Consider the following 18,094-nt stretch of genomic DNA (forward strand, 5'->3'; position numbering starts at 1 on the left):
TTAGAGGCCGGTCGGGCAGTCGATGTAGGTCGTCTCCAGCCCCCAGTCCTCGACGACGGTCTGGAGCGACTGAACGCCGAACGTCTCCGTCGCGTAGTGGCCGGCGAGAATGACGTGGAGTCCCTGCTCGCGCGCCTCGTGGAAGGCCTGCTGTTTCCCCTCGCCGGTGATGAGCACGTCGGCGTCCGTCTCGACCGCCTCTTGCAGCCAGTCGACGCCGCTGCCAGTGACGATGGCGACGTCCTCGACAGTCGACGGGCCGAAATCAAGCACTTGAATTGGCTGTCCGCCAGTATCCAGATTTCCTTCGAGGGTTTCGGCGAGTTCGGAGACCGTCTGTGGTTCTTGGAGGGAGCCACGCTGGCCGATGTGCTCGCCGCCCATCGATCCGAACGGCGCACGGTTGTCGAGGTCCAGCAGGTCCGCGACGCCGGCGGCGTTGCCAAGCGATTGATGGCCGTCTAGCGGGAGATGCGCGACGTACAGCGCGAGGTCGTTGTCGATCAGCGGTGCGACCCGGCGGTAGTTGGTTTCCGTCACGCGCTCCATCCCGCCCCAGACGATACCGTGGTGGGTCACGAGCAGGTCAGCGCCCGCGTCGGCGGCGCGGTCGATGGTCTCGACGGCCGCATCTACTGCGAAAGCGACGTGCTCGACCGGCTGGCTCGCCGGCCCGACCTGCAGACCGTTCGGACTGGCGTCGATGTCGGCGTAGGCCTCGATGTCGAGTCTGTCGTCGAGACGCGTCGCGATGTCGCCTGCGTTCATGGCGCGGACTTCGAGATGACCGGTGGTATGTTTTTCTCTACCGGCGACGGGCTACCCATCCGATTCGACCAGCTGGCCGTTTTCCTGACCGATGAGGTCCCGGTCCACCGCGGCGTCGATGATGGCGTCGAACTGCTCCCCGTCGATGTCGTAGGCGTTGACCGCGACTTCGCGGATTTCCACACGGTCGACGGGCATCTCGCGGTTCTGGAGGAGGCGCATCACCTTGTTGTACTCCAGTTTCGTCAGCGAGGGGCCGTCAGCGCTGTCGTCGCTGTCCGTACCGCGTTCGGTGTCCTCGCTCCCAGTGTTCGCCGCCGAGTCATTCGACTCGGTCGGCTCCGCCGCTTGTCCGTCCGTGGTGTCCGATGCCGCCGGGTTCGTCGCATCTGGCTCCGCAGCAGCCTCCGTCGTCGCCGCTGACTGCGCCGACTGTTCCTGTCCCGCCGCACTCGCGCTGTCGTTGCCAAGCAGCGAGCCGTCATCGGCCGGCTCGACCACGCTGTCGGTGGTCGCCTGTGCGTCGCCTGCCGTCGTTCCAGAATCATCCAGTAGCCCCGGCGGCTCCGTGGTCCCGGCATCGCCAGTCGTTTCCGCTGTCTCGCGGGCGTCCGCCTTCGCCGCCTCGACGGCCGGTTCGACGATGGTTGCGAGCTTCTCTCGGCAAGTCGAGCAGAGAACGACCGTCCCCTGCTTCTCGGCTTCCGGGTCCAGCGATTTCGGGATAATCGGATATTCGGAGAGCGAGACGTCGAGCGCGCCGCCACAGAAGTAACACGACGATAGCTGGTCCATGCTCTCAACCGAGATGGCCTGTTTACTAAAAGACTACTTGCTGTGTCGGATGCCGAGCAAGTGGTGACGGCCACGGCGGTCCGAACAGCACTGACGCTGAGCGATTGTTTGCGGTGTATTATAACGAAAACGCTCAGTTATCGAAGAATCCTCGGACCAGTCCAGCGACTTCATCACCTGGTTCCAGCCACGGCGTATGACCGTGTCCCGGGAGTTCGTGGAACTCGGCGTCGGGCATCTTCTCGGCGACGGGGCGACCGACGTCAGGCGGATAGAAGGCGTCCTCCGTCCCCCAGACGAACTGCGTCGGGCAGTCGATTCCAACGATTTCGTCCCGAATATCGAACAACGGGTGGGCACGGCCGTACGAGCCTTGGGCAGTCGCCAGCGACCGCTGGCTTTCCGGCCGGCCGGGCAGATCCTGGCCGGCGGCGAGCAGTTCGTAGAACACGTCGGGTATCGCTGAGGCGTCAACGACGTTGACCCGCTGCATCGACTGTCTCGCGTTCTCTACCGGGTCACCGCGGCTGAGCAGCCACAGCAGCACCCGGTTGAGGCCGCGAACCGTCAGCAGACGAAACAGGAGCGGGAGGTCTCGCGAGACGCCGCCCGGCGCGCCGACCAGTTGCAGTCGGTCCACACGGTCGTGGTCGATTGCGAGCAGGAACGACTGCAGGCCGCCGTGAGAGTTACCGGCGACGTGGGGACGGTCGATAGCGAGGTCGTCGAGCAGTTCCAGCAAGTATGCGACCAGATACGAACGGAGGTCCCGGTCCCGGTAGCTCGGCGCGGCTGAGAGGCCGAGGCCGGGCCGGTCGGGAGCGTACACGCGGTACTCGTCGGTGAGCGCCGGGAACAGCGGGAGCCACGTCGCCGCCGGCGTCCCGACCCCGTGAAGGAGGAGGAGTGGGTCGCCGTCCTGACTCCCACCGACCAGATAGTGAACGCGACCCGCGGCGTCCGTCTCGGTCACTCTGGACTCGACGGCGAGGTCGTAGTGGTCCGCGAGACGGGCCTGTGCGTCCGCGTAGCGTCGCTCCGCCGGATGGGACCAGTCGTCTGGCGACAGCGCGCGGCCCTCGGAAACTGTGGTACTGCCACTCATACTCGAACTGTCCGGCGCCGGCCGCATCAGTCTACCGCGGCCCGGTGCTACGTGGCGAGATTGTGCCTCCATGAGACACATATAGCTCCGCTCCCTCGCTCCCATATGGAGGCTATCGAGGGGACCGTCCTTGCCGGGCGGTCGTTCGAGCCGGTCCACGGCAGCGTTGTCGTCGAGGACGGCTACATAACGGCCATCGAGGAGACGTCCGAGCGCGAGAGCGACCACGACCGCATTGTCTTGCCGGCGTTCGTGAACGCCCACACGCACGTCGGCGACTCAGTCGCCAAGGAGGCCGCTGTCGGTCTCGGCCTGGAGGAGGCAGTGGTGCCACCGGACAGCCTGAAACACCAGCAGATCGCAGCGGCCGACGACGAGACGCTGATTGCCGCGATGCACCGCACACTTCGATTCATGCAGCGAACCGGCACCGCGGCGTTTCTCGACTTCCGGGAGTTCGGCGTCGACGGGGCACGGGCACTACGCGAGGCCGCCGAGGGACTCGATATCGAGGCCTTCATCTTCGGGAGCGATGACACTGCGGTGCTGGACGTGGCCGACGGGTTCGGTGCCAGCGGCGCGAACGACGACGATTTCACCGCCCGGCGGACCGCCACCGAGGAGCGCGGGGCCCCGTTCGCTATCCACGCCGGCGAACCGGACGCCACTGACATACACCCGGCGCTGGATCTGGAGCCGGAGTTGCTGGTCCACATGGTCCATGCCGAAGCAGAACACCTCGAACGGGTGGCCGATCAGGACGTCCCTATCGCGGTCTGTCCCCGTGCGAACCGCGTCCTTGAGGTCGGCCGACCGCCGATTGAGACGCTTCTGGAGTACACTGACGTGGCACTCGGGACTGATAATGTGATGCTCAATGCACCATCCATGTTCCGTGAGATGGAGTACACCGCGAAGACGTTTGACCTCCCCTCGCGGACGGTGCTTCGGATGGCCACGACCGCTGGGGCCGAAGCGGTCGGCCTCGACTGCGGTGTCATCGAACCCGGCCGCCGGGCCGCACTGCTGGTCCTCGACGGCGACTCAGACAACCTCTCGGCTGTCGCCGACCCAGTCGACGCGGTTGTCCGGCGAGCGTCGCCGATGGACATCCACCGAGTTGTCTGCTGAAGCCGACGGCGAGAATATTCCCCGATACATCTCGGATTAGCGCTGGTCCGCGTGGGCGAACACGAACGCCCGGAGGAGTTTCGCGGCCAGCGTCGCCGTCTGACCGTCGTCGCGGTCGTTGACCTCGACTACGTCGAAGCCGACGGTCTGCGGTGCGACGGCTCGGACCACGGTGTGCATCTCCCGCGGGTCGAGGCCGAACGGTTCCGGCGTCCCGGTGCCCGGCGCGAACCCGGGGTCGGCGGCGTCGATGTCGACTGAGAGGTACACCCGCTCGTCGTCGAACGCAGGCGACCAGTCGGCCACGTCCTCGGGCGGGACGACGGTCACGTCGGGTTCGTTCGCGCGGTCCCATTCGGCTTCCGAGCCAGTGCGTGCGCCCAGCACAATCGCTTCGTCAGCCACCGAGAGCGCGTGGTGGGTCACCGTCGCGTGGGAGTACTCGTCGCCGGCGTAGGATTCGCGCAGGTCGAGATGCGCGTCCAGACAGACGAACACGTCTGGATCGAGCGCACGCACGCCGGCCACAGAGACGGTGTGTTCGCCGCCGACGACGAGCGGGACGGCCCCCTCGCTCTCGAAATCCGAGAGAGTGCCCTGGAGGAAAGTGAGGTACTCGGCAACGTCGGCCGTGGGGCCGATGTCGCCGTGATCGTAGACGGAACAGTCAGTGAAGTGCTGGTCGGTGCGGTGGTCGTAATCGTCGAACTGCTGGCCGAACTGGCGGATGCGGCGTGGGCCGAACCGTGTCCCGGGGCGAAACGACGTCGACGCGTCGAGTGGTGCGCCCACGAGCGCGTAGTCGGCCGCCCCGCGGTCGGCCCCCGCACCGGGTAACATCGTTACGAGCGTGTGATCTTGCGCTGTTCCTCGTACTGGAGGTACTCGATTTCGTCGTCAGGCTGGAGGTCGATGTCCTCGGGGACGCGCATCGTGAACGTGTCGTAGGTGTCGAGGTCCATTACCTGGGCGTCGTTGCCGTCGGTCGAGACGACCTGCCCCTGCTTTCGGTTGACAATCGGGACCCAGACCTTCGCGTCGACGGGCTGGGACAGCGAGCGCTTCTTGCCGTCGAAAACGCCCTTGGCGTCGATGCGGGCCTTGGCGCTGCCGTGCTTGCCCGGCTTGGCCGTGCTGTAGGAGTTAATCTTACACGGCGTGTCTTCGATCATGACGTAGCTTCCCTCGTCGAGCTCTCGAACTTCGGTCTGCTCTCTTGCCATACCGCCGGATTACCCCTGTTTGGGTATAAACGGTTTGGAATGCCGCAGGCCAGGTCCATCGCTGGGCTCGTCCGAAGAAACGAGTCCTCCAGCGCCCGGAACTCCTCGACAGCAGCCCGACTCCCACAGCAGTTCCCACGTCTACCCCCACAGTTCAAGTGAGCTTGCACTAACCACACAGATGTGGCACTCTCGTTCGACCTGTTCGGGACGCTCGTAGCGGCAGACCGGCCGTCAGAGCCGTGGGACGCCATTGCGGAGACGCTTTCGGCCCAGTCGGTTCGGGTGCCGGACGACTGGGAGGACGCCTATCGCTCGGCCCACCGCGAGTACGACCGCGGCCGGGAAGCGCCGCTGGACGAACACGTTCGACTGGCGCTTGCCAGCCGCGGAGTCGAGGTTGCCGAGGAGACGGCGACCGAGGTTGTCCTCGATGCCTTCGACAGCCCGGTGACGGTCCGCGAGGGAGCCATCGAAGCGCTGGACGCCGCAGCACAGCGTGGCCCGGTCGCTGTCTGTTCGAACTGCAGTGTCCCTGGATTGGTCGAGCGAACGCTGGAGCGAGCGGCCATCGAGAATCAGAGCGGCCACGCGTTCGACGCCGTCGTCACCAGCGTCGACTGCGGCTGGCGGAAGCCGCATCCGACCATTTTCCAGTCGACCGCCGACGCACTCGACGTGGCGCTTGCCGACCTCGTCCACGTCGGCGACGACGCCCGAACGGACGGCGGCGCGGGCCGCGTGGGCGCGCAGTCGATGTTACTGGAAGACCACCCGCTACCGGCGATAGCCGAAAAACTCCGGGAGGGGGAGCTGTGCTGAGCGCGTTGGCGGTGGCCGTCGCCGGGGGGCTGGAACTCGCAATCGGTGAGCCACCGACCCGATTGCATCCCGTTGCGTGGTTCGGACGGCTCGTCGGGGCGGTCGACCGCGAGTGGGACCACCCGCTTGCGGTCGGAGGGTTCGCCGCGGCGCTGTTGCCCGTCGGAGTTGCTGTCGTCGTCGGTGGCAGCGTCGCACTCGCCGCCACTCGCGAACCGCTGGCCGCCGTCGCGCTCGCCGGCCTCGCGCTGTTCCTGACCACGAGCCTCCGCAGTCTCCTCTCGACCGCTCGGGGCGTCATCGCCGACACCGAGGCCGACCTCGCGGCTGCTCGGGACGGGCTGCTCGCACTCGCTGGCCGCGACGCCAGCGCGCTCTCTGCGGGCGAGGTTCGCAGCGCCGCCGTCGAGAGCGCGTCGGAGAACCTCGCCGACGGCCTCGTCGCGTCGCTGGCCGCGTTCGTCCTGGGCGGGCTCGCCGCTGCGGGCGTCGGCCTTCTACCGCTTCCCGTCGCTGCCGGGACAGCGGCGTGGATCAAGGCCGTCAACACGATGGACTCGATGCTTGGCTACCGCTCGAAACGCGTCGGGACGCCTGCGGCGCGGCTCGACGACGCCGTGATGTGTCTCCCGGCCCGACTGAGCGCGCTCCTGCTCGCCGTCGCCTGCGGGTCGCCCCGGTCGGTGGCCCAGGCCCGGGACTGGCTGGACGGCGTTCCCTCGCCGAACTCCGGGTGGCCGATGGGGACGGCCGCCGCGGCGCTGGACGTTCGACTCGAAAAGCCCGGCGTGTACGTCCTCAACCCCACGAGACACCTCCCCGATGTGGCGACAGCCCAGCGTAGCGTCACGCGGGTTGGCGTCGCCGGGGTGCTGGCGTATCTGCTGGCCGGTCTGGGGGTGCTCGCGTGGTTCTGACCGCGGTCCGGGGGGCGCTCGGCTTCCTCTCACGGCTCCCGGTCGGCCACAGCGAACGGGCATGGGACGCCTTCGTCGGGACGCCGGCGGCGTTCCCGATGGCCGGCTACGTCGTCGGCGGCCTCGTCGCGCTCCCGTTCCTCGCCGCCGGCCTGCTCCCGGCCCCGGTCGTCGCCGCGGCCTACCTCGGAGCCGTCGTCCTCGTCGCCGGCGTCAACCACGCCGACGGCCTCGCGGACCTCGGGGACGCCGCCGTCGTCCACGGCGACCCCGCGGAGCGCCGCGAGGTGATGCGGGACACGACTGTCGGCGTCGGGGCCGTCCTCGCGCTGGGGACCGTCCTCCTCGCGCTGGCGCTGGCCGCGCTGGCCGCTGCCGGGCTCCCGCCGCTGGTCGCTGTCGCGCTGGTCCTCGCCGCCGAGGTGGGGGCGAAACTCGCGATGGCGACGCTGGCCTGCGTCGGACGCCCGAGCCACGAGGGATTCGGGTCGACGGTTATCAACGGGAACAGCCCACGCCACCTCGTCGGCTCGCTCGCCATCGCACTCCCGGCCGCTGTCGTCGCCGTTCCAGCAACCGCAGTCGTCGTTCTCACCGGCCCGCTGCTCGCTCTTGGCCTCTCTGGCTGGGCGAACCGCCGACTGGGCGGCGTCAGCGGCGACACGTTCGGCGCGGCCAACGAACTCACGCGCGCTGTCGCGCTCCACGTCGGCGTCGCCGCGTGGTCGCTCTTCGGCGGCGTCCGGTCGGTACCGCTCGTCGACTGGGAGGTGCTCGCATGGACGCTCTGGTGATGTGTGGCGGGCGCGGGACGCGGCTGGACACCGAGGCCGAGAAACCGCTCTTTCGGGTCGGCGGTGTCCCGATGGTCGACCGGGTCGTCGGCGCACTGGAAGACAGTTCCGTTGAAAGAGTTATCGCTGTAACGTCGCCGAACGCACCGGAAACGCAGTCACATCTGGACGTGCCCTGTATCGAGACGCCGGGCGAGGGATACGTCGCGGACCTCGACGCGGCGCTGGCCGACGGCCGACTCGCCCGGCCGGTGCTGACCGTCGCCGCCGACCTGCCGCTGCTTGACGGCGAGATAGTGGACCGCGTGCTCGACGAGCACAACGGGGGCTCGCTGACGGTCCTGGTCCCGGCTTCGCTGAAGCGTGCCCTCGGCGTGAGCGACGACACGACGTTCGACAACGGAGGTCGGGAGGTCGCGCCGACAGGCGTCAACGTCGTCAGCGACGGCCCCGACGACGCCTGGCTCACGCGGGACCGACGCGTCGCGGTCAACGTCAACACGCTTGCTGACGCGCGCGTGGCTGAGCAATGGCTGTAACGGCGTGGGGCGGAGGCCGAACGCCGCGAAACCTTCTCCACACCGCCCGCCGTAGCCCCCGTCAATGGACCCTGATTCGGTCGAGGGCTTGCGGGCGAGTGGCGGCAACGGGGCCGAGGACGCCATCGGGCCGGACGGGCGCGTCCCACACGGCAGCAGCGACGACCCGGACCTGCTGGATTTCAGCGCGAACACGAACCCCCGCGTCCCGCCGGACGCCGCGAAGACGTACCGGGAAGCGTTCGAGGCCGCCCGCTCGTATCCGGCGGACGACTACCCCGAGTTCCGGGCGGCCGCGGCGTCCTTTGTCGACTGCGAACCGGAACAGGTGATACCCACGGCCGGCGGCCTCGAAGCCATACGTCTGGCGATCCAGACGACAGTTCGGACTGACGACAGCGTGCTCGTCCCGTATCCCAGTTTCGGTGAGTACGCCCGCGAGGTCCGGCTCCAGGGCGGGACGCCGGAGTTCGTCCCACACGACGACCTGCTGACCGCCGACCCGGACGGTCATGCGCTCGCCATCGTCTGCAACCCGAACAATCCGACCGGCGAAGCGGCCGACCCGTCGGCGCTCCGGGCCTTCGCCGACGACTGTCTCTCTGCTGGGACGACACTGCTGGTCGACGAAGCCTTTCTCGGCTTTACCGACGAGCAGTCGCTGGCGGGCCGTGAGGGCATCATCGTCGCGCGCTCGCTGACGAAACTGTTCGGCCTCCCCGGCGTCCGGATGGGCTACGCTGTCGGAGCGGGCGAGGCCCGTGACCACCTCGCCACCGCGCGACGCGCCTGGTCGATGAGCGCGCCGGCGGCCGCGGTCGGCACGCACTGCTACGGGCAACGCGAGTTCGTTGCGGAGACGAAGGCCCGTGTCGCCGACGAGCGAGCCCGTATGCGGGACCGACTCGCGGCGCGGTTCGACGTGTTCCCCTCCGATGCGCCGTTCCTGTTGTTGTCGGTCAGCGACGCCGACGAGTCTGTCGACGACATCCTTGCCTCGGCTCGCGAGGCTGGTATCGCACTCCGGGACGCCCGAACCTTCCGCGGGCTGGACTCGCACATCCGCGTCGCCGTCAGAGCCCCCGAAGAAAACGACCGGCTGCTGGACGCGCTGGATGTTTGAGACGACCGTCGAAGATGGTGTCTGTCAGGTCCGCCGCGAGGGTGCCAACTGGCTCTCGACGGCGTGGGACGGGGGCTACCGGACCGCAGACGCCGTCTACAACGTCACCGTACCCGAGGGGTTCGAGCGGACCGACCTCGACGCCTACCGCGCGGAGCGACTGTCCGCGACCGGTTTCCCCCTCGGCCCGGCGCTGCTCACCGGCGTGCATATGGAGCACGCCCGCTGTGTCCGGAGCGGCCCGGTGTCGGTGTTGGCGACCGCGGGCCTCTCGAACCCCGCGGCGTTACCGATGTCGGGAGAGGGGACAGCGGACGACTCCGACGGAACAGCATCGAATCCGGCAGACAGCCCCGACTGGCGTCCCGGCACGGTCAATCTCGTCGTCGGCGTCGACCGAGCGCTGGACAGCGGCGCGCTGGCAACGCTACTCGCCACGGCTGTCGAAGCGAAGGCCGCGACGCTACTCGACGCAGCGGGCGTGCCCGGAACCACCTCGGACGCAGCCATCATCGGCTGTGTCCCGAGCGCTGAGTCCGCACCGTTCGCCGGCAGCGCAACAGAAATCGGGGCCGCCGCTCGCGTCTGTGTCCGCGACGCTATCCGGTCGAGTCTCGCCGCCCGCTACGACGGCGACAGCCTGCCGACCGTCGACGACGCGGCGTACGGCGTCGTCACCGACCGTGAGACGGAGGTGTTCGAGCCGTGAAAAAGCCGTTTATCACACGACATTCCCGGAGACCAAACGGCTAAACAGAATCCGGTCGAACAGACGGGTATGAGCGATAACACGGCCGGACCGACCGCCGAGCCCATCAGTCCAAGCGCGCCCGAGGAGTTCGGACTGGTCCAGGTCTGGTGGGGCGATGGCAAGGGCAAGACGACCGCGGCGCTTGGGATGGCGACCCGCGCCGTCGGCCACGGCTACCGCGTCCACCTCCTGCAGTTCATGAAGGGCGGGACCAGCACCGTCGAAGACGTGCGCGGCGAGTACAACGCGATTGCCGCCCTGCCGGGCTTCTCATACGAGAACGCGGGCCACTACGGCTGGCACGGCTTCCTCGACGGCAGCGAGGACGACGAGCACGAGGCCCGTGCGAAAGGCGCACTCGACCGGGCACAGGAACTCGTTCAGGCCAGCGCCGACGCCGACCTCTCGACGCCGCGGGACGCCGACGGGCCGCCAGAGGAGGGCGTCAATATGCTCGTCTTCGACGAGATTCTCTACGCCGCGAACCGCGACCTCGTCGATCCGGCGGACGTGATTGGGCTCATCGAAGCAAAGCCCGACGACCTCGAACTGGTCCTGACGGGCGGGCACGAGCGACCAGAATTTCTGACCGACCATGCCGATCTCATAACGGAAGTCAACAAGGAGAAACACCCCATCGACGCCGGGCAGGGCGCGCGGAAGGGAACGGAATTCTAGAAGGTTCCAAGCAGATAGTCAAGACAGACGCCGAAGACTAGCGAGTACGTCACGTTGGCGATACTCCCCGTGAGATAATACGTCGTGTTCCCACTGGAGATGTCTTGCCAGCGGACAATTGACTTTGCGGTGAACACCAGTCCCAGTGCCGTGTATGCGCCGAGTAGCGTCAACGTGAGTATCAGAATATTCTCTACTTTCCCGACCGCACGTCCCGTATCCGCTTCTTTTTCACTCACATCGGCACCGGCGTATTGGAGAGCAGCGGATACCATGGTCCCACTTGTCGACAGCAACAGAGCGTACCCGGCACCAACTACGACCGCTGAGCGAAATGAGATAGACGAAATCAAATCACCGGTCGCCCAGACAAGACCAAGAATAGCACCGACTGTGACTACGGCCGACGCTGGTGTCCGCCAACTCACAGAACTCATTCCCAGACCTCTGTCATGGCCGCTTCAAGATTTGCTTCGGTTGACAGTACCATCTCCGCCTTTGCCCGCGAAAGCGTCTGTGAGACGGCCTGAATCGAGACGTCTCGGTCGTCAGCCAACGCCTGCATACTCTTTCTTTCGCGGTACTCACGGACGATCGACGCCTGGTGTGGCGTCCATTCCTGTTTCCACGCAAACAGCAGGTGTATCTGGTCGGCAAGCAGTGAAAGTAGCCAAGACTTCACGACAGGATCGTGCAGCGCAACGGCCCGACCGTTTTCCGTGATGTCAGCTAGCAACGTATCTGCTTTGTGGAACGCAGGGCCATCCATCTCTGAAACCTCGCTCGTTGTCATCCCCACGTCAACTTCTCCGTGGACAACCGCAAACCGAATCGCAGTCGGGTGTATCGATTCGGTGATTTCCCGGATAGCGCGGTAAGCATGTCCAGGGTTTCTGATGACTCCTCCGACCTCGTCAACCCCCTTCAACACCGAGAACGGCGCAACCGTCTGGTCGGCGAGTGCGTCGGTCGCTCGTGACACACCCTGATTGAGCGCCGCTCGCAACGCCTCTCTATCTGTGACCGACCGTGACTCGATGACATCACCGATGATGACGCACCATCGCTCCGCCATAGTCATCGACTCAACCCGATATCGTTTACTTGTTTCGGTTAAACCGTTTCACGTTGAGTATCGTGTGAACGGCTAATCCGGATTCAGTTGATTGGGCAGTGTTAAATCGATATGGGTTTAGTGATCTGAGCGAAAGACACCAGTGCGTTCGTCTCCCAACACAGCCTAATGGCCCACACGCTGCTGGTCGCCGGAACGGCGAGCCACGTCGGCAAGTCGACCGTCGCGGCCGGGCTCTGTCGCTATCTGGCCGACCGCGGCGTCTCGGTCACGCCGTTCAAAGCCCAGAATATGAGCAACAACGCCCGGGCGACACCCGGCGGCGAAGTCGGCGTCTCGCAGTACGTTCAGGCCCGCGCGGCCGGCGTCGCGCCGTCGACCGACCACAATCCGGTACTCCTGAAACCGCGAGGGGACGGCGAATCCCAGCTCATTCTGGATGGCGAGGCGGTCGGGCATTTCGAGGCCCGTGGATACTACGACGAGCACTGGGAGGACGCGCTGGACACCGCCCGCGCGGCCCACGACCGACTCGCCCGGTCCCACGACGTGATTGTCGCCGAGGGCGCGGGATCGATTGCCGAAATCAATCTGCACGACCGCGACCTGGCGAACGTCGAGACGGCGCGTTTCGCCGACGCCGACATCCTCCTCGTCGCCGACATCGAGCGCGGCGGCGTGTTCGCCTCGCTCGTCGGGACGTTGGAACTGGTTCCCGACGACATCCGGGACCAGGTGGCCGGCGCGGTCATCACGAAGTTCCGCGGCGACCGCTCGCTGCTTGACCCCGGCATCGACGAGTTCGAGGACCGGACCGGCGTGCCCGTCGTCGCCGTGATTCCCTACGACGACCCCGGACTCCCCGAAGAGGACAGCGTTGCGCTGCCGCCGGTCGGCGAGCGGTCCGTCGTCGGCGCTGACGATGGCGTCCCCGACGACGGGAGTGTTACTGTCGCCGTGCCGCGACTCCCGCGCATCTCGAACTTCACTGACCTCCAGCCACTCGCCCGCGAACCCGGCGTCAGGGTCGCGTACGTCCCACCCGAAGCCGCCCTCGACGACGCCGACGCGGTGGTCCTGCCGGGGAGCAAGAACACGGTCGACGACCTGCTGACGCTCACCGACGCTGGCTTTGATGGCCGCCTCCAGTCGTTCGACGGCCCCGTCGTCGGCCTCTGTGGCGGCTACCAGATGCTCGGGGAGGAAATCACGAACGCCGCAATCGAGGGGACCGGCGACGCGGACCGCGTCGAGGGTCTGGGCTTGCTCCCGGTGACGACGGAATTCAGCGAGTCGAAGACAGTCGAACACGTCCGGCGGGACCTCCGTGGCGTCGGCCCGCTTTCCGGGGCGAGCGGGACTGTCGAGGGCTACGAGATCCACATGGGCGACTCGACGCTGACCGACGAGGCGGCCCGGCCGTTCGACGGCGACGGGGCGGCGACCGACAGCGTTCTCGGCACATACCTCCACGACCTCTTCGTCAACGAGAGTGCCAGAGGTGCCTTCGTGCGAAATGCGTTCGAGAGTGCTGGTGTTAACTCCCCAGCGGCAAACGAGCGAGAGAGCGGCGACCCGTACGAGCGAGCCGCCGGCCTCGTCGCCGACCATGTCGACCTCGGCCCGCTCGGACTGGCCGATTGGTGACTGTTTGATACTTCTTCAAATTCCGGAAATTTATATACATCTAGCTCGCAATATTCTCCAATGGTCGAAGTGTTCGCGGTCGCCAGTGGGAAGGGCGGGACTGGCAAGACGACGAGCACCGTCGCCCTCGGGATGGCGCTGTCCGACCGCTACGACGTGACGGTGGTCGACGCCGACACGGGGATGGCGAACCTCCTCTTTCACGCCGGCCTCTCCGACGCCGAGACGACGCTGCACGACGTCCTGGCCGACGACGCGCCCGTTGAGGCGGCCACGTACGACCGGTTCGGGCTGACCGTCGTTCCCTGTGGAACGAGCCTGGACGGTTTCAGAGACGCCGACCCGGACCGCCTTCGAGACGTGGTTGCGACGCTTGCAGAAGATACTGACATCATCCTCCTCGATTCGCCGCCAGCGCTCGACAGCCGGACCGCCGTCCTTCCCATCGTGCTAGCCGACCGCATCGTCGTCGTCCTCCAGCCGACGATCCCCGCCATCTCGGACGGGCTGAAGGTCCAGGAGTACGCGACGACCTACGACACGGACGTTGCGGGCCTCCTGTTCAACAAGGTCCGCGAGTCCGAATCCATCGAACAAGTCTCAGAGAAGACCGAACGGTACTTCGACGGGCCGACGCTGGCCGCGGTCCCCGAAAGCGAGCGGGCCCGTGAGGCACGCCGTGCTGGCCGGCCGCTCCTTGCCCACGCCCCCGAATGCGAGGCGTCGACGGCCTACCGAGAGGCCGCCGAATCGCTTACCGTGCGGGATGGGGCGGCCGCCGACGCCGCCGACCGGTTCCAGAGCGCCGTCATCCCCGAGTCACTATGAAGTTGCCCCGCGGCCGACTCGACAAGTCCCGCGTCGTCACGGACCCGCGGGACACGCTGGCCGACGTGCTCGACCGCGAACTGACCGGCTATGCCGTCTTCGAGTCCCAGGAGACGCTCCTGCTTGACGGCGAGGGCCGGGGCGTCATCACGTTCACCGACGGCGTGCCGGTGCTGGCCTACCACACCGGCACGGACCGCGGCGGTCCGCCGGCGCTCGCGGACCTCGCCATTCCCGGGCCGTACCACGTCTCGTTGTACACGCTTGACGCCGCTGACCTCGAATCGGCACACGAAGCAGCCAACCTCCGAGTCCCACCCGGGATGCCCGCCGAACGGCTGGGCGGCGACCCGGCGCTGGCCGACAGTACGCGACGGGCGGCTCCCGACGAGCGGCTGCCAGCGATGGGCGACGGCGACGCGGCAGCAGCCGAGGACGGAACCACCGAACAGAGTGCCGTCGAAGCGTTCCTCGACGATGCCGAGAAAATCGAGGCCATCAAACAGCAGGCGCGCTCGGAGGCCCGCGAACGTGCTCAGCAGTGGGAGTTCTGAATGGTCCCGCTTGCGTGGGGTTCTATACAGCCAGCCATGAGATCAGTCTGCTTTGCTACAGGTCTTCAGTGTGTCCGTCGTGACACGGCCCCAATCCCACTCCAAGAGTAAACCGCCTGACGGCACCGTCGCATAGTTGTAGCGATGTACCGATCTGTGTCGACTCCGAAGTCGGTACTATCGGGAAATAGTCGACAACAATCCGCATCAATCCGCTCGCACGGGGATCCACCACACCCGCGACCGGCCCCCGACTTTCTTGCTCGTGATATCTGTCTCCGATTCGAGGTCGTGGAGTTTGTTCAGCGCAGTCCGTCGCGAACAGCCGAGTCTGTCCGCCACCTCCGACGCCGTGAGTGGCTCCGCGTAATCGTTTCGGTGTCTGAACACCTCGATAACGTCCGATTCAGTGTACTGAATCTCCCGTCCAGGCGGAGACATACTTCTGTCAACGATTGCCACATACTTATACTGTCGGCTATTATTTCATTCTGGGTGAAAGTATAGAAACACAGCCCGTTGTTGTCGCAAAACGAACCCGGACGTCGGATCAGAATAGCATGAACGTTCTAAGCTGTTACAGCCCCTGTAACAGGTGTTGTGTCCCGAAACAGTTACAGCGAATAAGTATAGGCCCCCACCGGCTATACCATGCTCCGGGGATACGCCATCCCGCCCTCCAGTGAGTGCTGGCGCGCCGACCAGTGCTCCCTTCGGCCCTTCCACACCGGATTCCATCCGTGAGCGACTGGATTATTGCTTGTTTTCTTGCACCGACAGGACCGATTCAAGCGGCTGTGACCGCGCTCTGTATCGGTCGAACACCGTCTCAGCCCAGCTATACACCGCTGTGGCGTCGGATTCGGCTATTGCCCGGACGTTGTTCCGATCGTCGTAGGCCGCCAGACAGACCCGCGAGCGGTCCAGTGCGAGGCCGATATCAAGCGGAGTATCGTGGACGTACGTGTCGATGTTCTCGTGTTCGACGCCTCGTTCCAGCGCGTCTGCGAAGTCCGACGCTGACCGTTCGAGGACGCTGTGATCGATGATGAACTCGATACGCGTCCCCGTTTCGAGCAGGTCCACCGCGACGTCGTTGAACACCGATGTAACGATCGGCGAGATGGCCCGAACGTCGCCGTCGACCTCGTGCAGCCAGTCCGTGAACCGATCAATCGCGGCCAGCGGGTTCTGTTCGGAACTCGTCGTGAGACAATCGGGGTCTAACAGCTCCGCCGGGAGATCCGCCGCGATGGAACCGAGGTGGGCTGCCAGCGGACCGACCGCCCGAGCCCGTTCGATCTCGCTCATGAGTGCCGTGTACTGGTCCAACACCCGCTGTCCAGTCACCGTGAGCCGGTACTCGCCGTCCCGTTTGACGACCCACTGCCGCTCGGAGAAGCCCGCGAGTATCCGCTGGATCGTGGTCCGAGTCGCGTCCACCGCATCGCACAGATCGGTCGGCCGTGCCGGACGCTCCCGGAGCTGGGCCAGTACTGCGAACCGCTGTGGTGACCCAGTAAGGAACTGGCAGTCCTCGAAAACGGTGTCGTCCGGACCCTCCGCCATTGGATACGTCTGTGTGCGCAACCGTCTTAGCCTCTTTGGCGTTTGGCAACACTGAACGAATTATGGAGCTACTCGTCGCCGAACGAGCCGAGACTGGTCTGGGTCCCACCGTCTTCTGCGCCGTTCGACGCATCCGTCCCGTGTTCCGCGGCGATGCGTACAGCGGCTTCGTGGCCGCCGGAGAAGGAAGCCCGGCGCGCAATAGCCGAGTCCTGCAGGGCGTCGGCCGCGTCAGCGCGGACCTCCTCGTAACGCCTGCGGAACGCCTGTCTAGCCGCGTCGTAGTCGACGACCGGGTGCGGGTAGTCTTCGCCAATGCTGACGCCACAGGATGCCTGTACGTGGACCGGCGTCCCCTCGGGCCGGTCGAGGTACTCGTCAGGGAGCGAATCGAGTTCGGGCACCCACCGACGAATGAACTCGCCGTCCGGGTCCTGATCGCGGACCTGCTTTCGGGGGTTGTACAGCCGGAGCGTCGGCTTGCCGATCAGGCCGCACTGGGACTGCCACTGTGTGTAGTTGATCGCCGCCGAGGCGTCAATGAGGTGGTGGTAGAACCAGTCCGCGCCGATCCGCCAGGGCTGCTGGAGCAGGTGATAGTAGACCGAGGCACACATCGCCCGCATCCGGAAGTTGAGCCAGCCGGTCTCTTTGAGACACCGCATCGACGCGTCGACCATCGGAAACCCGGTCCGTCCGTGCTTCCATGCTTCCACCAGCTCGGGGTCGTACTGCGCCGCGTTGAACCCCTCGAACACCGGGTTCACCGCCGCATCGAGCCAGCCGGGCCAGTCTTCGAGTTTCTGTTCGTAGTGCTTGTTCCAGAACAGCCGCGAGACGAACATCTCTTTCCCGCGGCCGTCGGGCGCGTGGTCCTCGATGTACTGAATCACCTGTCGCACGGAGAGACAGCCAAAGGCGAGATACGGCGAGAGCCCGCTGGTCCCGTCTCGCGCGTCCGTCGGCGCAGAGATGTTCCCCGGATAGTCGTCGATCCGCTCGGCGAACGCCGACAGCCGTTCGCGCGCTGGCCCGGTCCCGCCGCGAGGGACGGAGGATTTCGACGGCGTGACGCCGTAGTGGTCCTCGATTGTACTGATGTCGATGCCGGTATCGAAGCTCCGTGAGGTGACCGTGTTCGGGTCCCAGTCGTACTGGTCGGCGGAGAACCACGCCGACACGTCGTCCTGCCACCCGTTGCGGGTCTCCGCTCGGTCCCGAACCAGCCCGTCGCCGTCGACGAATGTGACGCCACACTGTTCCCGAACGCGGCGGTCCCGCTCCCGGCCGTAGCGTCCGGTGGGAACGGCCATCGTCACGATGTCCCAGCCGGCCTCGCGGAACCGCCCCAGCACGTCCACCGGGTCCCCGTGGGCGTAAGTGAGCCCGCGGCCGGTCACGGTGTGGTACTGGTCTGAGAGGTCGGCCAGACAGTCGTGCAGGAACCGGATACGGCTGTCACAGGCGAGGCCGTCCGCGCCGTAGAACGCCGGGTCGAACACGAACAGCGGAAGCACGTACTCGGACGTTGCAGCCCTCGCTACCGCGGCCTGATCGCGAATCCGAAGGTGTTCGCGATGCCAGACAACCGTGCCGGATACATCGCTCTCAAGCGTCGGAATCGCGTCTTGCCGTGGCGCGTCCAGCGTCTCGTCTGACTCCAGTCCCGCCATACGCACTATTGATTCAGCATTGGACCACAGGCACCACTGTCTTTCGTCTCTCGAAGCCACAGCGTTTGAGAGGGCAGCCCCAAGGACGGGAGTGAGCCGCGG

The 18,094-nt window shown here is 66.1% G+C and carries 21 protein-coding genes; 11 read left to right on the plus strand and 10 right to left on the minus strand.

What is annotated here, in order from left to right:
- The 3 genes from ACNO8S_RS11815 to ACNO8S_RS11825 all read right to left on the minus strand — a co-directional run bounded on the left by ACNO8S_RS11815 (position 1) and on the right by ACNO8S_RS11825 (position 2,668).
- Positions 1-768 (minus strand): Nif3-like dinuclear metal center hexameric protein, encoded by a 768-nt coding sequence (locus ACNO8S_RS11815; protein WP_014041124.1) that lies wholly within the window; start codon positions 766-768, stop codon positions 1-3.
- Positions 769-819: 51 nt separating this feature from the next.
- Entirely contained in the window at positions 820-1,563 is a 744-nt protein-coding gene (locus tag ACNO8S_RS11820; protein ID WP_420181967.1) for a hypothetical protein, read from the minus strand.
- A gap of 133 nt (positions 1,564-1,696) precedes the next feature.
- On the minus strand, positions 1,697-2,668 hold the full coding sequence (locus tag ACNO8S_RS11825) for an alpha/beta fold hydrolase (RefSeq protein WP_420181968.1): 972 nt from the start codon (positions 2,666-2,668) through the stop codon (positions 1,697-1,699).
- Between the two features lie 105 nt (positions 2,669-2,773).
- Between ACNO8S_RS11825 and ACNO8S_RS11830 the strand changes: the two genes are divergently transcribed.
- Positions 2,774-3,799 carry an amidohydrolase family protein gene (locus tag ACNO8S_RS11830; protein WP_014041127.1) on the plus strand — a complete coding sequence of 342 codons (1,026 nt, stop codon included), beginning with the start codon at positions 2,774-2,776 and terminating at the stop codon, positions 3,797-3,799.
- Between the two features lie 36 nt (positions 3,800-3,835).
- On the opposite strand, the gene speB is transcribed toward ACNO8S_RS11830, so the two are convergent.
- Positions 3,836-4,639: an agmatinase gene (gene speB / locus ACNO8S_RS11835; protein ID WP_146416985.1), complete on the minus strand. Its 804-nt coding sequence runs from the start codon at positions 4,637-4,639 to the stop codon at positions 3,836-3,838.
- A gap of 2 nt (positions 4,640-4,641) precedes the next feature.
- Positions 4,642-5,022 carry a translation initiation factor IF-5A gene (locus tag ACNO8S_RS11840; RefSeq protein ID WP_004515075.1) on the minus strand — a complete coding sequence of 127 codons (381 nt, stop codon included), beginning with the start codon at positions 5,020-5,022 and terminating at the stop codon, positions 4,642-4,644.
- Between the two features lie 183 nt (positions 5,023-5,205).
- On the opposite strand from ACNO8S_RS11840, the gene ACNO8S_RS11845 reads away from it, so the two are divergent.
- From ACNO8S_RS11845 to ACNO8S_RS11875, 7 genes are all read left to right on the plus strand, one after another.
- The gene (locus ACNO8S_RS11845) at positions 5,206-5,844 is read left to right on the plus strand and encodes an HAD family hydrolase (RefSeq protein WP_151103715.1); all 639 of its coding nucleotides are present in this window, start codon (positions 5,206-5,208) and stop codon (positions 5,842-5,844) included.
- Positions 5,838-6,761, plus strand: a complete 924-nt coding sequence (locus ACNO8S_RS11850; protein WP_146416983.1) for a CobD/CbiB family cobalamin biosynthesis protein — start codon at positions 5,838-5,840, stop codon at positions 6,759-6,761. The genes ACNO8S_RS11845 and ACNO8S_RS11850 overlap by 7 nt, the downstream gene beginning before the upstream one ends.
- Positions 6,752-7,555 (plus strand): adenosylcobinamide-GDP ribazoletransferase, encoded by an 804-nt coding sequence (gene cobS, locus ACNO8S_RS11855; RefSeq protein ID WP_050036976.1) that lies wholly within the window; start codon positions 6,752-6,754, stop codon positions 7,553-7,555. The genes ACNO8S_RS11850 and cobS overlap by 10 nt, the downstream gene beginning before the upstream one ends.
- A complete protein-coding gene (locus ACNO8S_RS11860; protein ID WP_191907487.1) occupies positions 7,555-8,094 on the plus strand; it encodes an NTP transferase domain-containing protein in 540 nt (179 codons plus the stop codon). Before cobS ends, ACNO8S_RS11860 begins: the two co-directional genes overlap by 1 nt.
- 64 nt (positions 8,095-8,158) lie before the next feature.
- Positions 8,159-9,217: a threonine-phosphate decarboxylase CobD gene (gene cobD, locus ACNO8S_RS11865; RefSeq protein WP_050036978.1), complete on the plus strand. Its 1,059-nt coding sequence runs from the start codon at positions 8,159-8,161 to the stop codon at positions 9,215-9,217.
- Positions 9,210-9,926: an adenosylcobinamide amidohydrolase gene (locus tag ACNO8S_RS11870; protein ID WP_014041134.1), complete on the plus strand. Its 717-nt coding sequence runs from the start codon at positions 9,210-9,212 to the stop codon at positions 9,924-9,926. The genes cobD and ACNO8S_RS11870 overlap by 8 nt, the downstream gene beginning before the upstream one ends.
- Positions 9,927-9,995: 69 nt before the next feature.
- Positions 9,996-10,646 (plus strand): cob(I)yrinic acid a,c-diamide adenosyltransferase, encoded by a 651-nt coding sequence (locus tag ACNO8S_RS11875; RefSeq protein WP_050036979.1) that lies wholly within the window; start codon positions 9,996-9,998, stop codon positions 10,644-10,646.
- On the opposite strand, the gene ACNO8S_RS11880 is transcribed toward ACNO8S_RS11875, so the two are convergent.
- A complete protein-coding gene (locus ACNO8S_RS11880) occupies positions 10,643-10,921 on the minus strand; it encodes a hypothetical protein (protein ID WP_225306779.1) in 279 nt (92 codons plus the stop codon). The genes ACNO8S_RS11875 and ACNO8S_RS11880 overlap by 4 nt on opposite strands.
- A 158-nt stretch (positions 10,922-11,079) precedes the next feature.
- Entirely contained in the window at positions 11,080-11,721 is a 642-nt protein-coding gene (locus ACNO8S_RS11885) for a SatD family protein (RefSeq protein WP_014041136.1), read from the minus strand.
- A gap of 168 nt (positions 11,722-11,889) precedes the next feature.
- Here ACNO8S_RS11885 and ACNO8S_RS11890 point away from each other — a divergent pair, with 168 nt between their 5' ends.
- From ACNO8S_RS11890 to ACNO8S_RS11900, 3 genes are read left to right on the plus strand one after another with little or no spacing between them, the layout of a single operon-like run.
- On the plus strand, positions 11,890-13,368 hold the full coding sequence (locus ACNO8S_RS11890) for a cobyric acid synthase (protein ID WP_420181969.1): 1,479 nt from the start codon (positions 11,890-11,892) through the stop codon (positions 13,366-13,368).
- Between the two features lie 60 nt (positions 13,369-13,428).
- Complete coding sequence (locus tag ACNO8S_RS11895) at positions 13,429-14,196, plus strand: P-loop NTPase (protein WP_050036982.1); 768 nt, start codon at positions 13,429-13,431, stop codon at positions 14,194-14,196.
- A complete protein-coding gene (locus ACNO8S_RS11900; RefSeq protein WP_151103719.1) occupies positions 14,193-14,750 on the plus strand; it encodes a hypothetical protein in 558 nt (185 codons plus the stop codon). The genes ACNO8S_RS11895 and ACNO8S_RS11900 overlap by 4 nt, the downstream gene beginning before the upstream one ends.
- Before the next feature lie 207 nt (positions 14,751-14,957).
- On the opposite strand, the gene ACNO8S_RS11905 is transcribed toward ACNO8S_RS11900, so the two are convergent.
- From ACNO8S_RS11905 to ACNO8S_RS11915, 3 genes are all read right to left on the minus strand, one after another.
- Complete coding sequence (locus ACNO8S_RS11905; protein ID WP_008308192.1) at positions 14,958-15,191, minus strand: HTH domain-containing protein; 234 nt, start codon at positions 15,189-15,191, stop codon at positions 14,958-14,960.
- A 312-nt stretch (positions 15,192-15,503) separates the two neighbouring features.
- A complete protein-coding gene (locus tag ACNO8S_RS11910) occupies positions 15,504-16,319 on the minus strand; it encodes a helix-turn-helix transcriptional regulator (RefSeq protein ID WP_050036983.1) in 816 nt (271 codons plus the stop codon).
- 68 nt (positions 16,320-16,387) lie between these two features.
- On the minus strand, positions 16,388-17,992 hold the full coding sequence (locus ACNO8S_RS11915) for an FAD-binding domain-containing protein (RefSeq protein WP_420181970.1): 1,605 nt from the start codon (positions 17,990-17,992) through the stop codon (positions 16,388-16,390).
- Positions 17,993-18,094: the final 102 nt, after the last annotated feature.

Source organism: Haloarcula sp. KBTZ06 (genome assembly GCF_048595605.1).
GTDB classification, from domain to species: domain Archaea; phylum Halobacteriota; class Halobacteria; order Halobacteriales; family Haloarculaceae; genus Haloarcula; species Haloarcula hispanica.

What these genes read in the sequence shown, in the direction of transcription:
- ACNO8S_RS11815 (WP_014041124.1), bottom strand. Translation starts at nt 768, where the DNA reads ATGAACGCAGGCGACATCGCGACGCGTCTCGACGACAGACTCGACATC.
- ACNO8S_RS11820 (WP_420181967.1), bottom strand. Translation starts at nt 1,563, where the DNA reads ATGGACCAGCTATCGTCGTGTTACTTCTGTGGCGGCGCGCTCGACGTC.
- ACNO8S_RS11825 (WP_420181968.1), bottom strand. Translation starts at nt 2,668, where the DNA reads ATGAGTGGCAGTACCACAGTTTCCGAGGGCCGCGCGCTGTCGCCAGAC.
- ACNO8S_RS11830 (WP_014041127.1), top strand. Translation starts at nt 2,774, where the DNA reads ATGGAGGCTATCGAGGGGACCGTCCTTGCCGGGCGGTCGTTCGAGCCG.
- speB (WP_146416985.1), bottom strand. Translation starts at nt 4,639, where the DNA reads ATGTTACCCGGTGCGGGGGCCGACCGCGGGGCGGCCGACTACGCGCTC.
- ACNO8S_RS11840 (WP_004515075.1), bottom strand. Translation starts at nt 5,022, where the DNA reads ATGGCAAGAGAGCAGACCGAAGTTCGAGAGCTCGACGAGGGAAGCTAC.
- ACNO8S_RS11860 (WP_191907487.1), top strand. Translation starts at nt 7,555, where the DNA reads ATGTGTGGCGGGCGCGGGACGCGGCTGGACACCGAGGCCGAGAAACCG.
- cobD (WP_050036978.1), top strand. Translation starts at nt 8,159, where the DNA reads ATGGACCCTGATTCGGTCGAGGGCTTGCGGGCGAGTGGCGGCAACGGG.
- ACNO8S_RS11870 (WP_014041134.1), top strand. Translation starts at nt 9,210, where the DNA reads ATGTTTGAGACGACCGTCGAAGATGGTGTCTGTCAGGTCCGCCGCGAG.
- ACNO8S_RS11875 (WP_050036979.1), top strand. Translation starts at nt 9,996, where the DNA reads ATGAGCGATAACACGGCCGGACCGACCGCCGAGCCCATCAGTCCAAGC.
- ACNO8S_RS11880 (WP_225306779.1), bottom strand. Translation starts at nt 10,921, where the DNA reads ATGGTATCCGCTGCTCTCCAATACGCCGGTGCCGATGTGAGTGAAAAA.
- ACNO8S_RS11885 (WP_014041136.1), bottom strand. Translation starts at nt 11,721, where the DNA reads ATGGCGGAGCGATGGTGCGTCATCATCGGTGATGTCATCGAGTCACGG.
- ACNO8S_RS11890 (WP_420181969.1), top strand. Translation starts at nt 11,890, where the DNA reads ATGGCCCACACGCTGCTGGTCGCCGGAACGGCGAGCCACGTCGGCAAG.
- ACNO8S_RS11895 (WP_050036982.1), top strand. Translation starts at nt 13,429, where the DNA reads ATGGTCGAAGTGTTCGCGGTCGCCAGTGGGAAGGGCGGGACTGGCAAG.
- ACNO8S_RS11900 (WP_151103719.1), top strand. Translation starts at nt 14,193, where the DNA reads ATGAAGTTGCCCCGCGGCCGACTCGACAAGTCCCGCGTCGTCACGGAC.
- ACNO8S_RS11905 (WP_008308192.1), bottom strand. Translation starts at nt 15,191, where the DNA reads ATGTCTCCGCCTGGACGGGAGATTCAGTACACTGAATCGGACGTTATC.
- ACNO8S_RS11910 (WP_050036983.1), bottom strand. Translation starts at nt 16,319, where the DNA reads ATGGCGGAGGGTCCGGACGACACCGTTTTCGAGGACTGCCAGTTCCTT.
- ACNO8S_RS11915 (WP_420181970.1), bottom strand. Translation starts at nt 17,992, where the DNA reads ATGGCGGGACTGGAGTCAGACGAGACGCTGGACGCGCCACGGCAAGAC.